20 protein-coding genes are annotated in these 23,725 nt (G+C 70.7%); 16 read left to right on the top strand and 4 right to left on the bottom strand.

Annotation, left to right across the window (positions count from 1 at the left end; all coding sequences use genetic code 11):
- Positions 1–663 precede the first annotated feature (663 nt).
- The 10 genes from FN821_RS08095 to cobA are packed head-to-tail and all read left to right on the top strand — an operon-like array spanning position 664 to position 11,628.
- Entirely contained in the window at positions 664–1,689 is a 1,026-nt protein-coding gene (locus tag FN821_RS08095; RefSeq protein ID WP_131172101.1) for a sulfate ABC transporter substrate-binding protein, read from the top strand.
- Positions 1,686–2,663, top strand: coding sequence for a sulfate ABC transporter permease subunit CysT (cysT, locus tag FN821_RS08100; protein ID WP_131172102.1), 978 nt, complete (start codon positions 1,686–1,688; stop codon positions 2,661–2,663). Before FN821_RS08095 ends, cysT begins: the two co-directional genes overlap by 4 nt.
- The gene (locus FN821_RS08105) at positions 2,660–3,466 is read left to right on the top strand and encodes a sulfate ABC transporter permease (RefSeq protein WP_131172103.1); all 807 of its coding nucleotides are present in this window, start codon (positions 2,660–2,662) and stop codon (positions 3,464–3,466) included. The genes cysT and FN821_RS08105 overlap by 4 nt, the downstream gene beginning before the upstream one ends.
- Complete coding sequence (locus FN821_RS08110; protein WP_131172104.1) at positions 3,463–4,560, top strand: sulfate/molybdate ABC transporter ATP-binding protein; 1,098 nt, start codon at positions 3,463–3,465, stop codon at positions 4,558–4,560. The genes FN821_RS08105 and FN821_RS08110 overlap by 4 nt, the downstream gene beginning before the upstream one ends.
- A gap of 13 nt (positions 4,561–4,573) precedes the next feature.
- A complete protein-coding gene (locus tag FN821_RS08115; protein ID WP_131172105.1) occupies positions 4,574–6,244 on the top strand; it encodes a nitrite/sulfite reductase in 1,671 nt (556 codons plus the stop codon).
- On the top strand, positions 6,241–7,128 hold the full coding sequence (locus FN821_RS08120) for a phosphoadenylyl-sulfate reductase (RefSeq protein WP_131172106.1): 888 nt from the start codon (positions 6,241–6,243) through the stop codon (positions 7,126–7,128). Before FN821_RS08115 ends, FN821_RS08120 begins: the two co-directional genes overlap by 4 nt.
- On the top strand, positions 7,128–8,057 hold the full coding sequence (gene cysD, locus FN821_RS08125; RefSeq protein WP_206662051.1) for a sulfate adenylyltransferase subunit CysD: 930 nt from the start codon (positions 7,128–7,130) through the stop codon (positions 8,055–8,057). Before FN821_RS08120 ends, cysD begins: the two co-directional genes overlap by 1 nt.
- Positions 8,057–9,346, top strand: coding sequence for a sulfate adenylyltransferase subunit 1 (locus FN821_RS08130; protein WP_131172108.1), 1,290 nt, complete (start codon positions 8,057–8,059; stop codon positions 9,344–9,346). The genes cysD and FN821_RS08130 overlap by 1 nt, the downstream gene beginning before the upstream one ends.
- Positions 9,347–10,870, top strand: a complete 1,524-nt coding sequence (locus tag FN821_RS08135) for an NAD(P)-dependent oxidoreductase (RefSeq protein WP_131172109.1) — start codon at positions 9,347–9,349, stop codon at positions 10,868–10,870.
- Positions 10,867–11,628 carry a uroporphyrinogen-III C-methyltransferase gene (cobA, locus tag FN821_RS08140; protein WP_131172110.1) on the top strand — a complete coding sequence of 254 codons (762 nt, stop codon included), beginning with the start codon at positions 10,867–10,869 and terminating at the stop codon, positions 11,626–11,628. Before FN821_RS08135 ends, cobA begins: the two co-directional genes overlap by 4 nt.
- 9 nt (positions 11,629–11,637) lie before the next feature.
- Here cobA and FN821_RS08145 read toward each other — a convergent pair whose 3' ends face one another.
- Entirely contained in the window at positions 11,638–12,813 is a 1,176-nt protein-coding gene (locus FN821_RS08145; protein ID WP_131172111.1) for a polysaccharide deacetylase family protein, read from the bottom strand.
- A gap of 209 nt (positions 12,814–13,022) precedes the next feature.
- On the opposite strand from FN821_RS08145, the gene FN821_RS08150 reads away from it, so the two are divergent.
- The 6 genes from FN821_RS08150 to FN821_RS08175 all read left to right on the top strand — a co-directional run bounded on the left by FN821_RS08150 (position 13,023) and on the right by FN821_RS08175 (position 19,262).
- Positions 13,023–13,373: a hypothetical protein gene (locus FN821_RS08150; protein WP_131172112.1), complete on the top strand. Its 351-nt coding sequence runs from the start codon at positions 13,023–13,025 to the stop codon at positions 13,371–13,373.
- Between the two features lie 89 nt (positions 13,374–13,462).
- A complete protein-coding gene (locus FN821_RS08155) occupies positions 13,463–14,290 on the top strand; it encodes an ornithine carbamoyltransferase (protein ID WP_131172113.1) in 828 nt (275 codons plus the stop codon).
- Positions 14,291–14,623: 333 nt separating this feature from the next.
- Positions 14,624–16,312, top strand: a complete 1,689-nt coding sequence (gene hutU / locus FN821_RS08160) for a urocanate hydratase (RefSeq protein WP_131172188.1) — start codon at positions 14,624–14,626, stop codon at positions 16,310–16,312.
- Between the two features lie 250 nt (positions 16,313–16,562).
- Positions 16,563–17,714: an imidazolonepropionase gene (hutI, locus tag FN821_RS08165; RefSeq protein ID WP_131172114.1), complete on the top strand. Its 1,152-nt coding sequence runs from the start codon at positions 16,563–16,565 to the stop codon at positions 17,712–17,714.
- Positions 17,715–17,806: 92 nt separating this feature from the next.
- Positions 17,807–18,607 carry a sensor histidine kinase gene (locus FN821_RS08170; RefSeq protein ID WP_165489300.1) on the top strand — a complete coding sequence of 267 codons (801 nt, stop codon included), beginning with the start codon at positions 17,807–17,809 and terminating at the stop codon, positions 18,605–18,607.
- Complete coding sequence (locus tag FN821_RS08175) at positions 18,600–19,262, top strand: response regulator (RefSeq protein WP_131172116.1); 663 nt, start codon at positions 18,600–18,602, stop codon at positions 19,260–19,262. The genes FN821_RS08170 and FN821_RS08175 overlap by 8 nt, the downstream gene beginning before the upstream one ends.
- 58 nt (positions 19,263–19,320) lie before the next feature.
- Here the strand turns inward: FN821_RS08175 and FN821_RS08180 are convergent, their stop codons facing one another.
- The 3 genes from FN821_RS08180 to ftcD all read right to left on the bottom strand — a co-directional run bounded on the left by FN821_RS08180 (position 19,321) and on the right by ftcD (position 23,492).
- The gene (locus FN821_RS08180) at positions 19,321–20,634 is read right to left on the bottom strand and encodes an ABC transporter permease (protein WP_131172117.1); all 1,314 of its coding nucleotides are present in this window, start codon (positions 20,632–20,634) and stop codon (positions 19,321–19,323) included.
- Complete coding sequence (locus FN821_RS08185) at positions 20,631–21,587, bottom strand: ABC transporter ATP-binding protein (protein WP_131172118.1); 957 nt, start codon at positions 21,585–21,587, stop codon at positions 20,631–20,633. Before FN821_RS08185 ends, FN821_RS08180 begins: the two co-directional genes overlap by 4 nt.
- 78 nt (positions 21,588–21,665) lie before the next feature.
- Positions 21,666–23,492, bottom strand: a complete 1,827-nt coding sequence (gene ftcD, locus FN821_RS08190) for a glutamate formimidoyltransferase (RefSeq protein ID WP_131172119.1) — start codon at positions 23,490–23,492, stop codon at positions 21,666–21,668.
- Positions 23,493–23,725 lie beyond the last annotated feature (233 nt).

The following is a 23,725-nucleotide window of genomic DNA, read 5'->3' on the forward strand; positions in this document are numbered from 1 at the left end:
CCTTCACGCAACCCCAGGGCAGGGGCAGGACGATTCGCCATACCCCATCATCCCAAGAACCCAACCATAAAGGAACTAACGACACACACCACTAGAGTCTCCGATCAGTGCCCCAGGCTACCGCCCCCTTCCCCTCGTTCTGGGGCGAGTCATGGGTATATCCAGCGATGCAGTCGAGCGCCTGGCAACTCAGCGCGACTTGACCCACCTCTGGCGTTGAGGGGCGGACTCCCAGAGTGTCATGGCTAGAGCCTTCGAAACCCGGGAGGCCACCTGCCGAGCTTGCGGTCGTCCCACCGCACTCGAGCGATCTGAGCGGTCGATCCCAGGGGGTGAGACGGGCGAAGGTTGAACTTTCAACGCTCTGTATCGCCCTGTGACAAGGGGTTTCACCTCGCATCGGCACCGTCGAGAGGCCGCCGACGTGCGACAGGCGCCGCGGCGTCCAATATCGTTCAACTCATGAGCAGCACCAACACCGTCATCCTCGTGGGCCGCGCCCACGTTGATTTCGGTCGCGTTTTGTCTGCCATGTGTCGCGCGTCCTGACGCGCCCGCACCTTTTCGCCGGGCCATCGTCGCCCGGCTCTTTTCATGTCCAGAGCCAATCGGACGCCGCTGGCCCCTGTCCTGCCCAGCTGTCGCTTCACGAAAGGCCCTTCGATGAACTCCCGTCGCGTCCGCCCGTCCCGCATCGCCGCGCTCGCACTGGCCTGCGCGATGATGCTGACCGGCTGCGCGGGCGGTGGAGCCAGCGACGCCACGGGCGGCGCGTCGGCGTCCACGAAGCCAGGGACGGCGCTGAACGTGTACGCATTCTCCGTAGCCAAACCCGCTTTCGACGCGCTGGGTCAGGGCTACGCCGCCTCGGGCGGCGGGACGGTCCAGGCGTCGTACGGCCCGTCCGGGGACCAGTCACGCAAGGTCGCGGCCGGCGCCCCGGCCGACGTCGTCGCCTTCTCGCTCGCCCCCGATGTCACCCGCCTCGTGACGGCCGGGCTGGTGGCGTCCGACTGGAATGCCGGCACCCTGCACGGGACGCCGTTCGGCTCGGTCGTCGTGATGGTGGTCCGGAAGGGCAACCCCAAGGGCATCAAGGACTGGCCCGACCTGCTCGCGTCCGGGGTGTCGGTGGTGACGCCGAACCCGCTCAGCTCGGGCTCGGCTCAGTGGAATCTGCTCGCCCCTTACGCGGCGGCGTCCGACGGCGGCAAGAACCCGGCGGCGGGGCTCGCGTACGTGTCCTCCCTTGTCAAGGACCACATCCACAGCCAGCCGGCGTCCGCGGCGGAGGCGTCCGAGTCGTTCCGCCAGGGTACCGGCGACGTGCTGCTGAGCTACGAGAACGAGGCCATCGCGGCCATCAAGGCCGGGGAGGCGGTCGAGTACGTGGTGCCGCACCAGACCTTCAAGATCGAGAACGCGGTCGCGGTCGTCAGCAAGAGCAGCCATCCGGACGCCGCGAGGGCTTTCGTGGCGTACGTCGAGTCGCCGTCCGGCCAGGAGGCCGTCGCGAGGGCTGGCTACCGGCCGGCGGACGCGTCCGTGCTGGCGGCCCACCCCGAGTTCGTCCAACCCGCCAAGCTCTGGACCATCGCCGACCTCGGCGGCTGGCCCGCCGTCACGGCGTCCCTGTTCGACAAGTCGACCGGCGCGATCACCCAGCTGTACTCGAAGGTGACCGGATGACCGCCACCTTGACCCGACGTCCGGACGCCGCGGCGAACGTCGCGGCGGCGTCCGGTCGGCCTGGGGCCGGTGGACGCCCCGGCCTGGCGGTCGGGGTGGTCGTGCTGTGGCTGGGCGTCGTGGTGGCGTTGCCGTTGGCGGCGCTGACGGTCGCGTCGTTCGGGGAGGGCGTGGGTGGGTTCGTCCGGGCCGCCACGAGCCCGGGGGCGGTCGCAGCCTTGCGGACGACTCTGCTGCTGTCGGCAGCGGTGGCGATCCTGAATGCCGTGGTGGGCACGGTGATCGCCTGGGTGCTGGCCCGCGACGAGTTCCCCGGCAAGCGGATCGTGGACGCCCTCATCGACCTGCCGTTCGCACTGCCGACGATCGTCACGTCGATCGTGCTGCTGTCGCTCTATGGGCCGAACAGCCCGATCGGCGTCCGGTTGAACGCGACGCCGCTCGGGGTCGCGGTCGCCCTGGCGTTCGTGACGCTGCCCTTCGTGGTGCGATCCGTGCAGCCGGTGCTCGCCGAGCTCGACCGCGAGGCCGAGGAAGCGGCGGCGTCGCTGGGGGCGTCCAATCTGGTGACCTTCAAGACGGTGATCTGGCCGGCGATCCGTCCGGCGGTGTTGGGGGGCGCGGCGTTGGCGTTCGCGCGGTCGGTCGGCGAGTTCGGGTCCGTGGCGCTCATCGGCGGCAACCTCCCCGGACGCACCCAGGTGGCCAGCCAGTACATCGCCCAGCGCATCGAGATCGGCGACCCCGCTGGGGCTGCGGCCGTGTCGGTGACGCTGCTGGCGATCGCCGCGCTGGTGCTGGTGGCGATCCGGTACGTGACCCGGGATCGACGGGTTACGACGGTGGCGTCGCCAGACCGCTCAGATTCCGACGCCCTGACTGGTTCGCGGGTCAGGTTGGCAGACGTCAACGGCGTTTCGCCGTCAGCGCCGGGCCTGAAGAGTGGCTCCCGGGACTCGGGGGGCGTCGGATGAGGCTCTCGACCCCCGCCAGGCTCACCCTGCGCACGATCGCGATCGCCTACCTCGCCGTCCTGGTCGTGCTGCCGATCGCCACCGTGCTGACCAAGGCGCTGGGACCGGGCCTCGCGTCCTTCTGGGCCTCGATCACCACCCCGGCGGCGATCTCGGCGCTCAACCTGACCCTGCTGATCCTCGCGATCGTCGTGCCGCTGAACGTGATCCTGGGCACGGTCGCCGCGCTGGCCCTCGTCCGCGGACGCTTCCGCGGCAAGGCGGTCATCCAAACGCTGCTCGACCTGCCGTTCGCCGTGTCGCCGGTGGTCGTGGGTGTGGCCCTGATCTCGCTGTGGGGCGCGTCCGGCTGGTTCGGCGCCCTCGCCGGTGCGGGCGTCAAGATCGTCTTCGCGGTGCCCGGCATGGTGCTGGCTACGGCATTCGTCACGGTGCCGTTCGTGGTGCGCGAGCTCGAACCGGTGCTGCGCGAGCTCGGCGACGACCAGGAACAGGCCGCGGCCACCCTCGGCGCGACGCCCTGGCAGACGTTCTGGCGGATCACCCTGCCGTCGATCCGCTGGGGCCTGCTCTACGGCACCCTGCTCACCATCTCCCGTGGCCTCGGCGAGTACGGCGCGGTGCTGCTGGTCTCGTCCAACCTGCCCGGCGTGAGCCAGACGCTGACCCTGCTCGTCCATCACCGCTACGTGGACGCCGCCAACGCCTACGGCGCCTACACGGCCGCCACCCTGCTGATGGGGCTGTCGCTGGTCACCCTGCTCGCGACCGCCCTGCTCGAACGCTCCCGGAGGACCGCATGATCACCGTCACCGGCGCTACCAAGACCTACGGCGCCTTCCGCGCCCTCGACGACGTCACGCTCGACATCCCCGCAGGCTCGTTGACCGCCCTGCTCGGCCCGTCCGGCTCGGGCAAGTCGACGCTGCTGCGCGCCCTCGCCGGACTAGAAACCCTGGACGCCGGCCGCGTCACCATCAACGGCATCGACGTCACCGCTGAGCCGCCGCAGCGCCGCGGCATCGGCTTCGTCTTCCAGCACTATGCCGCCTTCAAGCACCTCACAGTCCGGGAGAACGTGGCGTTCGGCCTAGCCATCCGCAAGAAGCCCAAGCCCCAGACGGACGCCCGGGTCGCCGAACTGCTCGAGCTGGTGGGCCTCACCGGCCTCGCCGGACGCTTCCCCGATCAGCTCTCCGGAGGCCAGCGCCAGCGCATGGCCCTGGCCCGCGCGCTCGCGATCGAGCCGTCCGTGCTCCTACTGGACGAGCCCTTCGGCGCCCTGGACGCCCACGTCCGGGCCGACCTTCGGGCCTGGCTGCGGCGGCTCCACGACGAGGTTCACGTGACGACCGTGCTGGTGACGCACGACCAGGAGGAGGCCCTGGAGGTCGCCGATCGCGTCGCCGTCCTCAATCACGGACGCCTCGAGCAGGTCGACGAGCCGCTCGCCGTCTACGACCGGCCAGCCAACGCGTTCGTGATGGGCTTCGTCGGATCAGTCGCCCGCCTCGGCGGCGCGCTGGTGCGTCCGCACCGGATCGCGCTGCGGCGGCCGGAGGAGTCCAGCGGCGTCGCTTCGAGCGTCCGTTCGACCGCCTCGGCTTCGGTCGGCTCGGCTTCGACAAGCTCCCCGTCGACGAGCTCAGGAGCCGGAACCGGGACCGGAACCGCGGAGTTCGGCGAAGCGTCCGTCACGGTCGACGCCACCGTCGACCGGATCGCGCGACTGGGCTCCGAGACAGTAGTCGAACTGCTGGACGCCGACGGCGTCCGGTTCGTTGCGCGGCTCAACCGTGCCGACAGCGAGAGACTCGGACTGGCGCGCGGTGAGCGCGTCTCGGCCTCGGCCCCCCTCGACCCTGCGACCGCCGACTTCGGCGACTACGTCATCTGAAGGAAGGACAGCGATGACCACGACGACCAAGAGCAACGGCCAGTGGGCCGTTGACGGGCGCGCACCGCTCAATCCGAACGAGGTGTTCAAGGCGGCGGACGGGCGTCCACTGGACGTCCGCGAGCGGGTCGAGAAGATCTATGCGGTCGAGGGCTTCGACTCGATCCCGGACGAGGACCTGCACGGACGCCTCCGCTGGTGGGGCCTGTACACGCAGCGCAAGCAGGGGATCGACGGCGGACGCACCGGCTCGCTGGGCCCGGATGAACTCTCGGATCGCTACTTCATGATGCGCGTGCGCTCGGACGGGGGCGCGCTCACCACCGAGCAGCTGCGCGTCATCGGACGCATCAGCGAGGAGTTCGCCCGTAACACCGCGGACGTCTCGGATCGCCAGAACATCCAGCTGCACTGGATCGAAATCGAGGCCGTGCCCGAGATCTGGCGCCGCCTCGAAGCTGTCGGGCTGATGACGACCGAGGCCTGCGGCGACACCCCCCGCGTGATCCTCGGCTCGCCGCTCGCGGGCGTGGCCGCGGACGAGATCATCGACCCGACGCCGGCGATCCGCGAGATCGTCGACACCTACATCGGCGACCCCGAGTTGGCCAACCTGCCCCGCAAGTTCAAGACGGCGATCACGGGGCATCCGAGCCTCGACGTGGTGCACGAGATCAACGACCTCTCGCTGGTCGGCGTGGTGCATCCCGAGCTGGGTCCGGGCTACGACCTCTGGGTCGGCGGCGGACTCTCGACGGCCCCCCGGCTGGCCGAGCGGCTCGGCGCCTTCGTGCCGCCCGAGCGGGCGGCTGAGGTCTGGTACGGAGTGGTCCGACTGTTCCGTGACTACGGGTATCGCCGCCTGCGCAACAAGGCGCGGCTCAAGTTCCTGCTGGCCGACTGGGGGACTGCTCGGTTCCGCGAGGTGCTGGAGAGCGAGTTCCTGGACGCCCCCCTGCCGGATGGTCCCGCGCCCGCGCCGTCCACGTCGCCGGGCGATCACGTCGGTGTCCATGAGCAGAAAGATGGACGCCGTTACGTCGGCTTGGCGCCGACGGTCGGACGCCTGTCCGGCTTGTCCCTGCTGGCGCTGGCGGACGCGGCGGAGGCGTCCGGATCGAGCAGGCTGCGCCTGACGCCGCACCAGAAGCTGGTCGTCCTGGATGTCGAGCCCGAGAAGGTGGACGCCCTCCTGGCCGCCGCCGCGCCGCTCGGGCTCACGGCGAACCCGTCGCCGTTTCGGCGGCACACCATGGCGTGCACCGGCATCGAGTACTGCAAGCTCGCGTTCGTCAACACCAAGGACACCGCGCGCGAGACGATCGCTGAATTGGAGTCGCGGTTGGCGGGGGTCGAGCTCGACACCCCGATCTCGCTGCACGTGAACGGCTGCCCGAACTCGTGCGCCCGCATCCAGGTCGCCGACATCGGACTCAAGGGTCAGGTCGCCAAGGCCGCGGACGGCTCGGACGAGTTCGCGTTCCAGGTGCACCTGGGTGGCGGGCTGGCGTCGGACGAGCGCGATGAGGCCGGGCTCGGACGCACCGTGCGCGGGCTGAAGGTGCTGGCGTCCGACCTTCCCGACTACGTGGAACGCGTGGTGCGCGGGTTCGTCGCCGAGCGCGAGGCGGGCGAGACGTTCTCCACGTGGGTCGCCCGAGCGGACGAGGGGGCGTTGCGATGAGCAACCACGTGCTCCCGGTCCCGGTCCCTGAGCTTGTCGAAGGGGAGCTTGTCGAAGGGGCTTCGACAAGCTCAGCCAACGGGGGGCTCGTCGGAGGGGAGCCAGCCGCCGATCCGTTCGCGCCGCACGGTCCCGGACGCGCCCGAACGGAGGCCGACCTGCACGACCTCGCGGCGCAGGGCGCCGAGCGGTTCGCCGACGCGAACACCGCCGGACGTGACCCCGAAACCGTCGCCCGCGAGGTCCTCGCCTGGGCGTCCCAGACGTTCGGCACGAGCATCGCCGTCGCCTGCTCCATGGCCGGCGACACGGTCGTGGCGCACCTGGCGGCGCAGGCGTCCCCGGGGGTCGACGTGCTGTTCCTGCAGACCGGCTACCACTTCCCCGAGACCATCGGCACCCGGGATGCCCTTGCGGCGACGATCGACGCCCACGTCATCGACGTCCTGCCTCGCCAGAGCGTCGCCGAGCAGGACGCGACGCACGGCCCGAAGCTCCACGACCGCGACCCCAGCCTGTGCTGCGCCCTCCGCAAGACCGAGCCGATCAACCGCGAGTTGGCGTCCTACGAGGCCTGGATCACCGGCCTGCGCCGCGAGGACTCGCCGCTCCGCGCCGCCACCGCACTCGTCGAATGGGACGCCGTTCACGCCATGGTGAAGATCAACCCGATCGCCACCTGGACCTTCGATCAGCTCGCCGACTACGCCGGACGCCACGCCGTCCCGATCAACCTGCTGCTCGGCGAGGGCTACCCGTCGATCGGCTGCGCCCCCTGCACCCGACCCGTCGCGCCCGGCGAAGACCCCCGCGCCGGACGCTGGGCCGGACTCGCCAAGACCGAATGCGGACTCCACGTCGCCCCGACCTCCAAGGACGCCTGATGCCCCCGACCACGACGCAGGCCGCGCCGGCGGCGTCCGCGCTCGATCAACTGACCCTGCTGGAAGCCGAAGGGATCCACATCATCCGCGAAATCGTCGCGGAGTTGGAGCGGCCGGTGCTGCTGTTCTCCGGCGGCAAAGACTCGGTCGTCATGCTGCACCTGGCGCGTAAGGCGTTCTGGCCGGGGCCGATCCCGTTCCCGGTGCTGCACGTCGACACCGGCCACAACTTCGCCGAGGTGCTGGCCTACCGCGACGCCGTCGTCGCCGAGCTCGGGCTGCGGCTGATCGTGGCGCGCGTCCAGGACTACATCGACGACGGACGCCTCCTGGAGCGTCCGGACGGGACGCGTAACCCGCTGCAGACCGTCCCGCTGCTGGACGCCATCGTCGACGGCCGCTTCGACGCGGTCTTCGGGGGTGGACGCCGCGACGAGGAGAAGGCGCGCGCCAAGGAGCGCGTCGTGAGCCTGCGCGACGAGTTCGGGCAGTGGGATCCGCGCAACCAGCGTCCTGAGCTGTGGAGCCTCTACAACCCGCGGCATCGTCCGGGTGAGCACGTGCGCGTCTTCCCGCTCTCGAACTGGACCGAGCTCGACGTCTGGCGCTACATCGAGCGCGAGCGAATCGCCTTGCCAGAGCTGTATTACGCCCACCAGCGCGACGTCTTCCGCCGCGACGGGATGTGGCTCGCGGCGTCCGAGCTGCTGCCGCTACGTCCGGGAGAGACGGTCGAGCGCAGGGTCGTCCGGTACCGGACCGTCGGCGACATCTCGTGCACGGGAGCCGTCGAGTCGGACGCCGCGTCCGTCGCCGACGTCATCGCCGAGGTCGCCGCCGTCCGGATCACCGAGCGCGGCGCGACCCGCGCCGACGACCGCCTGACCGAGGCCGCCATGGAAGACCGCAAGAAGGAGGGCTACTTCTGATGAGCACCCTGTTGAGGCTGGCCACCGCCGGCTCGGTCGACGACGGCAAGTCCACCCTCGTCGGACGGCTCCTGTACGACAGCAAGTCCGTGCTCGCCGACCAGTTGGACGCCGTCCGCCGCGTCAGCGAGGACAAGGGACTCGGCCACGTCGACCTGGCGCTGCTGACCGACGGACTGCGCGCCGAGCGCGAGCAGGGCATCACGATCGACGTCGCCTACCGGTATTTCGCCACGCCGAGGCGGGCGTTCATCCTCGCCGACTGCCCGGGGCACGTGCAGTACACGCGCAACACGGTGACCGGCTCATCGACGGCCGACGTGCTCGTGCTGCTGGTCGACGTGCGCAAGGGCGTCCTGGAGCAGACGCGTCGGCACCTGTCGGTCGGACGCCTGCTCCGCGTCCCGCACGTGATCCTGGCCGTGAACAAGATCGACCTGGTCGACTACTCGGCCGACGCCTACGAGGCCGTCGCCGAGCAGGCTCGCGCGCTGGCGTCCGGACTGGGGGTCGACCTGCACACGATCCCGGTCTCGGCGCTCGCGGGCGACAACATCGTGGAGCGGTCGGAGCGGACGCCGTGGTACGCGGGTCCGTCGCTGCTGGAGTTGCTGGAGACGCTGTCGCCCGAGGACGTGGCGGACGCCGACTTCCGCTTCCCCGTGCAGCTGACGATCAGGCCGCAGGCGGCGGCGTCCGGGTTCGAGGAGTACCGCGGCTACGCGGGCCGCATCTCCTCGGGGCGGGTCGCCGTGGGCGACGAGGTGGTGGCGCTGCCGTCCGGACGCCGCACGCGCGTGGTGGGCATCGACCTGTTCGGCGAGGAGCTTCCGGACGCCGTCGCGCCGTTGTCGGTGACCCTGCGGTTGGCGGATGAGCTCGACCTGGCGCGCGGCGAGGTGCTCGCGTCCGGGACGCCCGTCGAGCCGACTCAGGACTTGGACGGAACCGTGGCTTGGCTAGGGATGAGACCGCTGCGGGCGGGCGCGCGTGTGCTGCTCAAGCACGGCACGAAGACGGTTCAGGCGATGGTCCGCGGGGTGCACGGACGGCTGGATCTCGACACGCTGACGCCGGTTGCGGCCGCTGCGCTGGAGCTCAACGACATCGGACGCGTCGAGCTGCGGCTCGCGTCCCCGATCGCGGCGGAGGAGTACGCCTCATCCCGGACCGGCGGGTCGTTCCTGCTGATCGACCCGCAGACCGGCGAGAACCTGGCGGCGGGGATGATCCGGGCCACGAACGTGGACGCCTTCGCCGCCGGCGACCAGCTGGACTGGGTGATCTGAATGCCGCGTCCGCTGGTGATCGCGCTGCACGGGTCCGAGCACCCGGGCGCCGCGGCGCTGGCGGACGAGCTGGTAACGCTGGTCGGGGCCGAGTTGCCTGGTGTCCAGGTGAGCACCGCGTGGGTGGACGCCCGCGCGCGGGCGTTCTGTGTGGACCAACTCCCGGTCCCTGAGCTTGTCGAAGGGGAGCCTGTCGAAGGGCCGATCCGGACCGCGGTTCCTGAGCTTGTCGAAGGGGAGCTTGTCGAAGGGCCGATCCCGAGCCCGGTCCCTGAGCTTGTCGAAGGGGAGCTTGTCGAAGGGCCGATCCCGACCCCGGTTCCTGAGCCTGTCGAAGGGGAGCTCGTCGAAGGGCCGATCCCGGTCCCGGTCCCTGAGCTTGTCGAAGGGGAGTTTGCCGAAGGGGAGCCTGTCGGAGGCGACCCTGTAGAAGGGCCGACCGTGGTCCCCGCCTTCCTGACGGCCGGCTACCACGTGCTCGAGGACCTGCCCGCCCTGGTGGACGGCGGGGTCGTCACCGGCCACGTCGGCCCGGACTTGCTGGACGCCGTCGCCGATCGGGTAACCGAAGCCGGGGGGCCCGGAGATGCGATTCTGCTTGCCGCAGCGGGATCGAAGCATGCCGAGGCCCGCGCCGAGGTCGAGGCGGCGGCGTCCGAACTGGGGGTTCGCTTCGGCGTGCCCGTCCGGGTCGGCTACCTCTACGGCGACGGCGCGAGCATCGAGGCCGCCGCCGCAGCACTGATCGCCGATGGTGCCCGCGACGTCACGGTTGCCACCTACTTCTTGGCCGACGGGCTCTACACCGCCCGATTGCAGGGGCTGCCCGTGGCGCGGCTGAGCCGTCCGATAAGCGCGCATCCGGTGTTGGTGGACGCGATCGTTCAGCGCTACGCGCACAGTGTCGGGACAACTGATCCCCTCAACGACCCAGCGCCACTGGGTGCTCATCGTCTCGGTTTTGCGGGAGGTTCAGCACCCAGTCAGCAGGGTTGTGTGCAGCCCGTAACCGCCCAGGGCGCGGAAGAGTTCTTAGCCGGCGTGCCCGCACCGGAGCCCTACCTGCTCGGCCTGCACCTGAACGGACGCCGCGTCGTGGTCGCGGGCGCGGGTGCGGTCGCCTCGCGGCGCATTCCCCAACTGCTGGACGCCGGCGCGCGCCTCCACGTCGTCGCGCTCGCCGCGTCCGAGCAGATCAGGACGTGGGCGGCCACCGGACGCCTCACCTGGACGCCTCGCGAGGTGACCACCGCCGACCTCCAGGGCGCCTGGGTCGTGCTCGCCGCCACGAACGACGCGGACGCCAACGCGCAACTCGCGCAGGCAGCAGAGGCCCAGCGCATCTTCTGCGTCCGCGCGGATGACGTGGACGCCGGCACCGCCCGGACCCCCGCGACCGGACGCAGCGCGGACCTCCGCGTCGGCGTCCTCTCGGACACACCCAACCCACGACACACCGCCGCGGCCCGCACGGTCGCGGTCGAGGCACTGGACGCGTGGGCGTCCGGCAAGGAGCAACCATGACTGGCCACGTCACCCTCGTCGGCGGCGGACCCGGCGACCCCGACCTCATGACCGTCGGCGGCCTCCGGGCGATCCAGAACGCCGACGTCATCGCCTACGACCGCCTCGCCCCCCTCGAGGTGCTGGCCGAGGCCCGCCCGGACGCGCTCCTCATCGACGTCGGCAAGGAGCCCCACGGCCGCCAAACCTCCCAGGACGCCATCAACGAGCTCCTCATCACCCACGCCCGCGCCGGACGCCACGTCGTCCGGTTCAAGGGCGGCGACGGCTACGTCTTCGGACGCGGCGGCGAAGAGGCCCTCGCCTGCGCTGACGCCGGCGTGCCCGTACGCGTCATCCCCGGCGTCAGCTCAGCGATCGCCGGACCAGCCCTGGCCGGCATCCCCGTGACGCACCGCTCGCTGACCCAGGGCTTCACCGTGGTTTCGGGGCACGTCCCGCCGGGTGACGAGCGCAGCACCCTGGACTGGTCGGCGCTCGCGCGCCTCAACACGACCCTGGTGATCCTGATGGGCACGACGCACCTCGCCGCCATCGCCGCGGCCTTGGTTTCCGACGGCAAGCCCGCCGCCACCACGGCCGCCATCGTCCAGCAGGCCGGACGCCCCGAGCAGCGCGTCCTCCGGGCCACGCTCGGCTCGATCGCGGACGCAGCCCGCGCCCACGGCGTCCGGCCGCCGGCGATCGTCATCGTCGGGGACGTCGCCGCCCTGGACGTCACCGCCGCCTCGCTGGCGGCGTCCGTCACTGCGGCCTGACTAGGCCACTCAGGTGCCGGGCGTCGGCATGGGACGCTTCGGGTCCAGCACGGCCTTCGGGTCGAAGAAGCCGTCCAGGATCTTCGTCTTGCCCTGAATCGCCCGCGACAACGTGATGCCGTCGATGTTGATCCGCCCCTGGCGCAGGGAGCTCGGCTGCAGCTGCATCCAGGCGGGCGTGCTGCCGTCCACGTTGAAGAAGTAGTCGAAGCCGACGCTGCTCAGATAGGCGTACTTCGGGTTCGCCTTCGTGTACGGCTTGACGTCGGAAATGTCGGCCCCGAACGCGTAGATCAGCATGTCGGTCTTGCCGATGATCGGGCTGACGTCGGCCAGCCACGTCCCCATGTCCTTCTGTATGGCCCCCACCGAGAACTTCGTGTAGTTGCGGTGCCCGTAGCTGTGGCTGGCGAACTTCCAGCCGGACGCCTTGAGGGCATCCGCGACCGCCTTGGCCTTCGCGGCCTCGGCCTTCGTGGTGTCGTTATCGCCGTAGACGTACGGCGAGCTCTTGTAGCCCAGGACGCCCTCGTAGCCGGTCAGCGCGATCGTGCCCTTGTCGCCCTCGAAGCTGAAGTCGGGGTGCTTGGCGACGAACTCGTCCAGGACGGTGGTGACGTCGTAGGCGCCCTGGGTGGTGTTGCCGGCGGCGTCCGTGTAGTCGTTGGTGACCTTGCCGTCCGGGGTCAGGGTGAGGCGGGTCGCGAAGCCGTTGCCGACGGTGACCTTGTTGTAGCTCATGTCGTCGACCGAGAGCACCAACGGGGTCTTGCCGGCGGGCAGGTAGAGGGGCGTCCACTTCATGACGCCGGACGCGTCCTTGGCGGCGAGGCGTTGCGGGTGGACGAGCACGTAGCCCTTGGCGTACAGCGAGTCCAGGATCTTGTTGAACTCGTACTGGGTCACCATGTACTGCTCGATGCCCGCCGACGTCGACCGCTTCGGGTCGAAGCCGCGGTCGGTGTCGACCACCAGCGAGTGGAAGAAGATGTGCGAGACCTTGCTGTTGTCCGGCCACTTGACCAGCCCGTCGGCCCGCGGGGTATCGGACGCCGACGGCTGGCCCGTCGCGGACGGCCTGGGCGGCGGGGACACGGGGGTGGTCGGCGAACTCGGTGCGGACGGTGTCGAACAGCTGACAAGGGCAAAGACCAGCGCCAGGGTGGCAAGGGCGCGACGACTCATGGTCGAAGGATATGCGCGATTCTGTGAGGATCCCGTGAGCCGCGCGGTCGACCGCCCACGGCTTGCCGGACGCCACTGGCTTGGGGAGGCCGATCGATGAATCCCCCCGGCGTGTCCGGAGGCTCCGATCCTTGGGAAGGTTGGAGTTCGCCGGTGGGCTGGCAATGCCCCCACCGCAGGGTTGAAGAGCCATCAAAGCCGCCCGCAACATGCCGGTCGATCCGGGGCTGACGTTCGAGGAGACCGGCATCGACTACTTGTGCGTCGACGAGCTGCACGGCTACAAGAACCTGGTGACGGTGTCCGAGATCCCGGACGCCAACATCACCGGCTCCAAGCGTGCGTTCGATCTTTACGCCAAAGCCACCTATCTACGGCGCACGACCCAGAGTGGTCGGGTGATGTGCGCCAACAGGAGTTCCCCATGGATTTGCGCTGCCCCAGTTGACGCCCGCAGCAAGGACGCCGCTGGCTTGGGGCGCGTTGATGGATCGCTGGCTGAGCCTGTCGAAGCCGCTGCTGCTCGGGGCTTCGACAAGGTCAGCCACCGGCGTCCATGAATCGGCCAGCCGGATTGGCCGCAGCGGTCGGCGCGTTTCCGTAGGTTGGCCCTGGCGGCTGGCGCCCGGCCGCGTGAGGAGGACCGAGCATGCGTCATCTGGTGCGACTGACCGACTGGACGGCCGACGAGGTCCAAGTCATCTTCGACCTCGCCGACGCCTACTCACGCGGCGAGGGCCCGCGCACCGAGGGCTGCGCCGTGCTGTTCTTCCCGGCGTCCAGCCTGCGGACCCGCGTCACCTTTGAGCGGGGCGCCCACCTCATGGGCCTGCAGCCGATGGTGTTCCCGCCCGAGACCCTCGACAAGCCCGAAAGCCTCGCCGACGTCGCCGGCTACCTCGCGAACTGGGCGTCGCTGCTGGTGGTCCGGCACGGAGACATCACCAAGCTGGACGCTCTCGCCGCCGCCCAGCAACTGCCGGTCATCAACGCCATGACCAGCGCCAACCACCCCTGCGAAGTGCTCGCGGACGTGTACGCCCTGCGGGGGTTGCGTCCAGAGCTGGGACGCCTTCGGTTCCTGTTCGTCGGCGCGGACGGCAACATCGCGCGGGCGTGGGCCGAGCTGGCGTCCGTGCTGGGACTCTCGCTCACCCAGTGCTGCCCGGCCGAGTTGGCCGTCCCGGGACTCACCTGGACCGACAACCTGGACGCCGCCATCACGACGGCCGACGTCGTGCTCACCGACGGGGTCGGACCCCACCGCGACGCGCTCGCGCCGTACCGCGTGACTCGGGAGAAGCTGCGTCTCGCGAAGCCCGACGTGCTGCTCAACCCGTGCCCGCCGTTCATCCGCGGCAACGAGATCTCAGCGGACGCCGTCGAGTCGCCTGGTCCGTTCGTGGGCTACGGCTTCAAGAGGTCGTTGCTGCCGGTGCAACAGGCCGTGATGGCGTACTGCCTCGGTCTCGGCTGACGACTGCTCAGCATCAGGTCCGTCTTGCGCGTCGGATCCTGCCCGTTCCTTCATCGTTGAGGTCGGTTCCCAGATCCCATGCTCGATCGCCGAAACGCCGGGCGAGTGCTGCGGATCACTCATCGAGCATGGGATCCGGTTCCGCCCCCTGCCCGCGCCGGGCTGACGGCGGCGATTCGTTCCGAGCTGTCAAGAGCGGCCCCTCACGCCTTCCGACCGGGTCTCGGATCACAGATGCCCCGATCGCGGGACGCCGCCGCGTCCTCTGATTCGGCAAACCTGAGACCGGACGCCAGCGCGACGTGCGCGGCGGCGTCCGAACCGGAGGTGGACATGGACTGGACGGGGGCGCGCCCGGTGCGGGCGCCGCGCGGGGCGGAGCTGACCTGCAAGGGCTGGCCGCAGGAGGCCGCGCTGCGGATGCTGATGAACAACCTCGACCCCGAGGTGGCGGAGCATCCCGACGAGCTGGTGGTCTACGGCGGCTCCGGGCGGGCCGCGCGCGGCTGGGCGGCGTTCGACGCGATCGTGGCGTCGCTGCGGGACTTGGAAGCGGACGAGACGCTGCTGGTGCAGTCCGGGAAGCCGGTCGGGATCTTCCGGACCCACGAGTGGGCCCCCCGCGTGCTGATCGCCAACTCGAACCTCGTCGGCGACTGGGCGAACTGGGAGCACTTCCGATCCCTGGAGCGGCAAGGGCTGATGATGTACGGCCAGATGACCGCCGGGTCGTGGATCTACATCGGCACCCAGGGCATCCTGCAGGGAACGTACGAGACGTTCGGGGCAGTGGCGCGGAAGCGGTTCGGCGACCCTTCGACAGGGTCAGGGACCTTGGCCGGGACGATCACCCTGACCGCCGGGCTGGGTGGCATGGGCGGAGCGCAGCCGCTCGCGGTGACCATGAACGACGGCGTGGCGATCTGCATCGAATGCGATCGCTCCCGGATCGAGCGGCGCATCGAGCACCGCTACCTGGACGTCATGGCGTCCGACCTGGACGACGCGCTGCGGCTGGCGAACGAGGCGAAGGCCGCGAGACGTCCGCTGTCGATCGGACTCGAGGGCAACGCGGCCGAACTCGTGCCGGCGATCCTGGCGCGGCACCTCGCCGGCGACGTGACGATCGACGTCGTCACGGACCAAACGTCCGCGCACGACCCGCTGCAGTACCTGCCGGTGGGGGTGGCGTTCGCCGACTGGAAGGACGCTGCTGCCGCCGACCCGGCCGGCTTCACCACGCGCGCGCAGGCGTCCATGGCCGCCCACGTCGCAGCGATGGTCGGCTTCGTGGACGCCGGCGCCGAGGTCTTCGACTACGGGAATTCCATTCGGGACGAGGCCCGCAAGGGCGGTTTCGCGCGGGCGTTCGAGTTCCCGGGGTTTGTGCCGGCGTACATCCGGCCGCTGTTCGAAGAAGGCAAGGGACCCTTCCGTTGGGCCGCGCTGTCGGGCGACCCCGAGGACATCGCCAAGACGGACGCGGCGATCCTCGAGCTGTTCGGCGACGACGCGCACCTGCGCCGCTGGATCACGATGGCCCAAGAACGCGTCCACTATCAGGGCTTGCCAGCACGCATTTGCTGGCTGGGCTACGGCGAGCGGGCGCGGGCCGGCGTCCGGTTCAACGAGCTGGTCGCGGCGGGCGAGATCGGCCCGATCGCCATCGGCCGCGACCACCTGGACTCGGGCTCCGTGGCGTCCCCGTACCGCGAGACCGAGGGCATGCTCGACGGCACGGACGCCGTCGCCGACTGGCCGCTGCTCAACGCGCTGCTGAACACGGCGTCCGGTGCGAGCTGGGTGTCGATTCATCACGGCGGTGGCGTCGGGATCGGACGCTCCATCCACGCGGGCCAGGTCTGCGTCGCCGATGGGACGCCGCTGGCGGCGGAGAAGCTCGCGCGGGTGCTCACGAACGATCCGGGCACCGGCGTCATGCGTCACGTGGACGCGGGCTACACCCACGCCCGCGACGTGGCCCGCGAGCGCGGCGTCCGGATCCCGATGCTGGACGCCTGACCGCCCCAGCACCTCGATCTCTCCTTCGTCCACGACCCGCAGTGGAGCCCGCGCGACTACAAGGCCTGTGAACGGCGACTACAGGTCGCGGGTCCCGGCTATCGCAGCGAGGTGGCTGCGGCCGGGGGGTGGAGCGAGAGTTCACGCCGGCGAACCCGGATTTGCGCACTCTCAGCGTCCAGAATGGGCGAAGGATGCGCCTGGGCGTCCGTGAGAGTGACGAAAACCGTGTTGACGAGAGGAGGAGGCGATGTCGCTGAGGGTCGTCAACATCGGCGAGCTGGTCACGAACGATCCGAGCATGGGCGACGGCACGCTGGGCCTGCTGCATGACGCCGCGCTTGTCGTCGAGGACGGACGCGTCGCCTGGGTCGGACCCTCGTCGCGCTGCCCTGACGCCGACGAGAACCTGGACGCCGCGGGCGCGGCCGTGATCCCGGGGTTCGTCGAGAGCCACAGCCACCTGGTGTTCGCGGGCGAGCGGGCGGCCGAGTTCGAGGCCCGGATGACGGGCCAGCCGTACGCCGCGGGTGGCATCCGGACCACGATCGCAGCGACGCGGGCGGCGTCCGATCTCGCCCTCGCGACCAACGTCACGCGCTTGCTGGGGGAGTACCGCCGAGCCGGCACCACGACCGTCGAGTGCAAGTCGGGCTACGGGCAGACGGTGCACGACGAACTCCGATCGGTCAGCATCGCCCGTTGTCACGCTGACGATGCGACCTTGCTCGCAGCGCATGTGCCGCCGCCCGAGTACGCCGGACGTGCGGACGACTACGTGCGGATGGTCGTCGACGAAATGATCCCGGCCTGCGCTCCGCACGCCGCCTGGATCGACGCCTTCTGCGAGCGCGGGGCGTTCAGCGCCGAGCAGACCCGGGCCGTCCTCGAGGCCGGACGCGCCGCCGGGCTGGGCGTCCGGGTGCACGCGAATCAGCTGACCCCCGGCGACGGCGTCCGGATCGGGGTCGATTTGGACGCGGCGTCCGTCGACCACTGCTGCCACCTCACCGACGCGGACGTGGACGCGCTGGCGCAGTCGACCACCGTTGCCACGCTGCTGCCAGCCGCCGACTTCTCGACCCGTAACGCCTACCCGGACGCGCGCCGCCTGCTGGACGCCGGCGTCACCGTAGCGCTGGGCGCCGACTGCAACCCGGGCACCAGCTACACGACGTCGATGCCCTTCGTGATCGCACTCGCGGTGCAGGCCCTGCGGATGTCGCCGGCTGAGGCGCTCTGGTCGGCCACCCTCGGCGGCGCCCGGGCGCTGCGCCGGACCGACGTGGGCCATCTCAGCCACGGCGCCCGCGCCGACCTCGTCCTTTTGGACGCCCCGAGCTATCTCCACCTGGCCTACCGGCCGGGCGTGCCCTTGGTGGCGCGCGTGCTCAAGGCGTGACGTCGGATACGTGCGCTTTTGGTCGGTGGTCGAACCAAAAGCGCACGTATCTGGCGCTAGCTCAATACTGGACGCATGACAGGGGTATGCGCGTGACAGCCGAAGCGTGGGTGTGCCTGGCGCTCGCGGTCGTCGCCGGCGCCACCGCCGCGTTCGTCGCCCTCCGCTGGCGTGTCGACCGCCGCGCATTAGCCCTCGCCAGCGCCGCGCGGGCGTCCGCGATCGACGCCCAACATCGCACCGCCGAACTGGCCGTGGCGGCCGAACGCATCCGGATTGTCCGCGAGATGCACGACGTGCTCGCCCACAGCCTCGCGATCATGATCGCCCAGGCGGACGGCGGCAGCTTCGTCACGGCCAACGCGGACGCGTCCAAGCGCGCCTTCGTCACCATCGCCGAGACCGGACGCGCCGCGCTGACCGACACCCGCCGGATCCTGGGCCTGCTGCGCTCCGGCGAGGACGCCCCCGATCTGGCCCCCATGCCGGACGACGCCTCCACCGACGCGCTCGTGGATCGCGCCCGGGCGGCGGGGCTGGCGGCGTCCGTGGTGCGGGTCGGCCAGCCGCGCAACCTGCCCGCCGGCACCCGGATGGCCCTGTTCCGCATCTGCCAAGAGGCGCTCACGAACACGTTCAAGCACGCCGGCGCCGGCGCCCGCGTGATCGTCGCCGAGGACTGGCGCGACGATCAGGTCGTGCTGACCATCACCAACGAAGGCGGGTCCTCGCCGGCGCCCGCCGACGACCCGATGGGCGGCCACGGCCTCGGACTCATCGGCATGCGCGAGCGCGCCGAAATCGTCGGCGGACGCTTCACCGCCGGCCCGTCCGAGGGCGGCTTCCGCGTGCAGGCTGTCCTGCCGATCACGTCCAAGGAGGGCGATGTCTGAGATCACGGTGGTGCTCGTCGACGACCAGGAACTGGTCCGCGCCGGGCTGGCGATGGTGGTCGGCGCGCAGGCCGACATGCGGGTCGTCGGGCAGGCGTCCGACGGTCAGTCCGCGGTCGCGTTGCTCAGCCGGACGCCGTGCGACGTCGTCCTCATGGACGTCCGTATGCCCGGCCTGGACGGCATCGAGGCCACCCGTCGCATCCTGGCCAGCGCGGACGCCGCGGCGTCCGAGGGGCCGAAGATCATCATGCTGACGACCTACGACCTGGACGAGTACCTGCTGGACGCCATCAACGCTGGGGCGTCCGGGTTCCTGCTCAAGAACGCCCCGCCCGACGACCTCCTGAGCGCCATCCGGACCGTCCACGCCGGCGACGCCGTCATCGCACCCTCGGCGACCAAGCGCCTGCTCAGCCGCGTGGCGGCGTCCCCCACCCCGACGCCGGTGCCGCAGCTCGACCTGATCACCGAGCGCGAGCGCGAGGTGCTGCTGCTGATCGCGCAGGGGGCGTCCAACGGCGAGATCGCCGGGCAGCTGTTTTTGTCGGAGACGACGGTCAAGACCCACGTCCGGCATCTGCTGAGCAAGCTGCGGGCCCGGGATCGCGTCCAGTTGGTAGTGCTGGCTCACACGTCGGGCCTGCTCCGGTAGGGGCTAACAAGCCGAACGCCGGACGCCTCGGCGGCGTCCGGCGTTCAGCGGAGGTGGGTCAAGCGACGCGCGTGCCCTTCGGCAGGACGCCGTACGGCACCGACAGCCGGCGCACGGCCACGTAGAACATGCCCGCTCCGAGCAGCAGGCTGAACCCGAGCCCCCACGGCCAGATCGGCGTGTTCGCCGTGATGATGCGGCGCGGCACCGGGCTGCCCGTGTCGAGGACGTTGCCCTTGGCGTCCACGACGAACGCCGAGCCGTCGGAGGTCGAGCGGACCTCGTAGTTCCGCGAGGCCGGGTTGTCGCTCATCAGGGCCCAGGAGCACTGGTCCTGGTCGTTGCTCGGCGGCAGCGAGAGCGACCGCGTGAGCAGGCTCAGGAAGGCCAGCGGGTCGCCGGACCTGCCCGCCCACGTCTCGAGGTTGCCGCGCGCCTCGGGCGGCAGCGGCGCCGCGTCGGCGACGATCACGAACGGGTTGGGCGCGATCAGCCACCAGATGGACTCGACGTGCGGGCGCGTGATGACCTGGTTCTCGGGGTGGCAGGCGGACCAGTCCGGCCTCTTGCTCGGGGCGAATCCGGACGCCGCCCAGTCGTTGGCCTGCGTCGTCAGCACGGTCGGGTCGCCGGCGTAGTTCCAGATGCGGACCGTGTCGTCGCGCATGGTGAGCATCGACGCGAAGCCGAGCGCGATCGGCAGGATGGCGCTGAGCAGCGCCACGCTGGCGTACGTCATCACGGTCGACCCGGCCGGGCGTCCGATGAGGGCCGACCAGCCCAGCCCGATGGCGCAGACGATGGCGACCTCGACGAACATGACCAGGAAGCACACGACGACCTGCAGCGGCGAGATGCCGCCCATGACGGTCGTGACGATGATCCAGGGCAGGGCCGCGACCAGGAACCCCAGCGCCAGCAGCCAGGCCGCCAGCAGCTTGCCGCCCGCGATCTGGACGGCCGTCAGCCGCGTCGCCTGCAGGATCGCGAGCGTGCCGGCGTCCCGGTCACCGTTGATCGACAGGGCGGTGAACGTGGGGGTGACAAGCAGCGACAGTCCCAGGACGAAGAGCGTGATGGTGCCGAACGCCGCCGGCCCGAACGACGCTGACGAGACGCCCTGGCTGCGAGAGCGCTCGAACGCCGCAAGCATCAGCAGGGTTACCGCGCCGATGACGACGAACCAGATCGCGAGCGCGACGTAGAGCTTCCGCGACCGGATGCGCTGCGCCAGTTCGAGGCGCGTCACGATCCAGAGCCCGCGGAAGAACCCGAGGGACGCCGACGCGCCGGGCGCTGCCGTGCCCGGACCCGTGGCCGGACGCGCAGCGGAGGGTGCCGCGGTCGCGCCGGGGGTGGTGGGGGTGGTCATTTCCGCTCCTCGTCCAGGGCCAGGTAGGCCTCTTCGAGCCGCCCGGCGACGGGGGCAATGGTGTGCAGGGCGACCCCCGCTGCGACCGCAGCCCGGACCAGTTGCATGGCCGAGTCCGTGCCCGCGAGCTGGACGATCACCTCGCCCCCGGACGAGCGCGCCCATGGGATGCCCGCGTTAGCCAGGAAGGTGCGCAGCGCGACCGGGTCGAGGGCGTCCAGTCGCCAGCCTCGCTCGGCGGTGCGGGCGTCGACGGCGGTGGCCTCGACGGTGCGTCCCTTCGACAGGAAGACCGCGTGGTCGTAGACCTCTTCGAGCTCCGAGAGGACGTGCGAGCTGACCAGCACCGTCTTGCCCTCCTGGGCGAGGTCGCGCAGCAGATCGCGCAGTTCGATCCTTGAGCGTGGATCCAACCCGGACGCCGGCTCGTCCAGCAGCAGCACGCACGGGTCGTGGACCAGCGCCCGCGCGAGCCCGAGCCGCTGCTTCTGCCCGCGCGAGAGCACCCGCGCGGGGCGCTCTGCGAACTCGGTGAGGTGCAACTGCTCGAACAACGAAGCCGCGCGTCGGCGTCCAGCCTCGGGCGATAGCCCGTAGGCAGAAGCGAACGTCAGCAGGATCTCGCGGCAGGTGAGGGCGTCCCAGGTGCCGAAGCTGTCGGGCATCCAGCCGACGGACGCGCGCGCAGCCAGGTTCTCGGTGACGATGTCGAAGCCGCCGACGCGGGCGGTGCCGGCGTCCGGACGCAGCAGCCCCGCGAGCACGAGCAGCAGGGTCGTCTTGCCGGAGCCGTTCGGCCCGATCAGGGCCGTCACCGCCCCGGACGGTGCCGAGAACGTCACGCCGTCGACGGCTCGCACATCGCCGAAGGCGCGCTTCACGCCCTCGGCGACGATGCCGGTGCAGCCGACGACGACCGACGGCCCCGGTGAGGTGGGGTGGGCAATGCTCATGGTCCCAACCTAGGGACGCCGACGCGCGGCCTCGTCCTTCCGTGCGGCGGTGCGGGTCCTCCCGGGGGATGATCCGGCTCAGGCGAGCTTGGCGTCCGCGTAGTCGCCGTTGGCCGCCAGCACCTCGCGGGCGCGGGCGACGAGGTGATCGCACTCGGCCCGGACGCCGGCCGCGTAGTCGGCGTCCGTGATCTGGGCGAGGTTGATGAGGGCGTTCCAGACTGCGCCCCGGACGCCGGCGAAGCCCAGCTGCACCCCGACCGCGCCGTCCGTCAGGGACGCCTGGTTGCCCTCGCGGGTGACGCGATCGGCGAGCTCCATCGCCCGCAACGAGGCGCGCGCGGTGCCCATCGGGACGTCGATGGCGACCTTGAGCCCGTCCTGCATGGCGGCGGCGCGGGCCGCCTTGGCCTCCGGGGTCGCCTGGGGCAGGCGGCGGGCGTCCATGTAGGCCGTGAACGCGTCGGTGTCGGCGTCCACGGCGGCGATCAGTTGGTTCTTGACCGACTGCGCCTCGACCGAGATCTCGACCATCGCCGCGTCTACGTCGGACGCCGCCCCGCGGCCCTGCGTCAGCGCCGCGACCATGGACGCCAGCGCCGCGGCCAGCGCGCCCGCGAGGGCCGCGATCGAGCCGCCGCCGGGGGCGGGCGTGTCGCGCGAGACCTCGTCGGCGAGCCCGGCGACGGTCAGGTTGACCAAGGGTCCGGCGTCCGTCTTGGGGGCGCCGAGCACCTTGGTGGCGACGTCGAACGGCGACACGTCCGAGAGCCCCATCGACTGGACCGCGGTCGCCAGCAGGTCCGAGGTCGGGACGCCGGGCGTCCGGCCCTGCGTCTGCAGGTAGTAGCGGCCGGCGTCCGCGAGGGCCTCGTACGGGATCAGCCCGACCAACTCGGACCCCGTCACGACCAGCCCGCGCTCGGTCGCCAGCCGCCGCGCGGCCTCGAGCACGAGGTGCGGCGGGGTGACCGTGAAATCGGTCAGGTTGATGGAGATCTGCGCGCGGTCGTACTCGGGGACGACCCAGCCGATGGCCTTGCAGTGGCTGAAGAGTCCGGGCTTGTAGACCTTTTGGCCCACGACGGCGTCCGGGACGTCGTTCAGGTCGAGCAGGTGCCGCAGGTCGTAGCCGTGGGCGTCGCTAGCGTGGGCCGCCGCCGCGGCGAACGTCTCGCCGACGAACCCGCACGTCCCGCACGGGTACGCGCCCTCGGCGTACTTCAGGATCGCCCCGCGCGAGTAGATCGGGGACGGGTTGGGCGTCCGGGCGACGCGGCCCTTCTCGCGCAGCTCGAAGGCGATATCCGTAGCCAGGGCCTTGTCACGGGTGTTCAGGGTGACGTTGTACGCGATCAGGAACGGACGCGCCCCGATGATCAGCGCGCCCGCGCGCGGGTGCGGGGTGGTGGGACCGAAGTCCGGACGCCAGTGCGGGTCGGCCAGCTTCGCGGCCAGCCCTTCGTACTCGCCGCGGCGCACGGCGGCCAGATTCTGCCGCTCGGGCGTCGACGCCGCCGCCTCGTACAGATAGACCGGCATGCCGAGCTCGTCGGCGGCGCGGCGTCCGACCGTGCGGGCGATCTCGGCGCATTCGTCCAGCGTGATGCCCTGCACGGGCACGAACGGGCACACGTCCGTCGCGCCCATCCGCGGGTGCGATCCGGTGTGGGTCGTCATGTCCAGCACGGACGCCGCCGTCGCGATCGCCGCGAACGCGCCCTCGGCCACGGCGTCCGGGGAGCCGATGAACGTCACGACCGTGCGGTTGGTGTCAGCGCCGGGATCAACGTCCAGCAGCGTCACGCCAGAGACTGCCTCGATGGCGTCGGTGATCTGCTTGATCTTCGCGAGGTCGCGTCCTTCGGAGAAGTTGGGGACGCATTCGACGATCTGGGCGCTCATGGCTGGCAACGTAACGTCCCGGGTGGGGTCCCGCGCGAGGGGTCGGGGCCGGTCTCGGATGCCAGACGTCCCGGGGCATCCCATGCGATGCAGGGTCGGTCCGCCTCGGCCGACGTGTCGTCGATCGAGCATGGTTTCTGGAAACGCCGGATGCGAGACGCCTGCGGCGTCCGACACCGTCAGGCGAAACCCCTCCCGCGCACGGCCGTCGCTGCATTAGCGTCGTGCCACCG

This window comes from Propioniciclava tarda (genome assembly GCF_900182665.1).
Taxonomy (GTDB): Bacteria; Actinomycetota; Actinomycetes; order Propionibacteriales; family Propionibacteriaceae; genus Propioniciclava; species Propioniciclava tarda.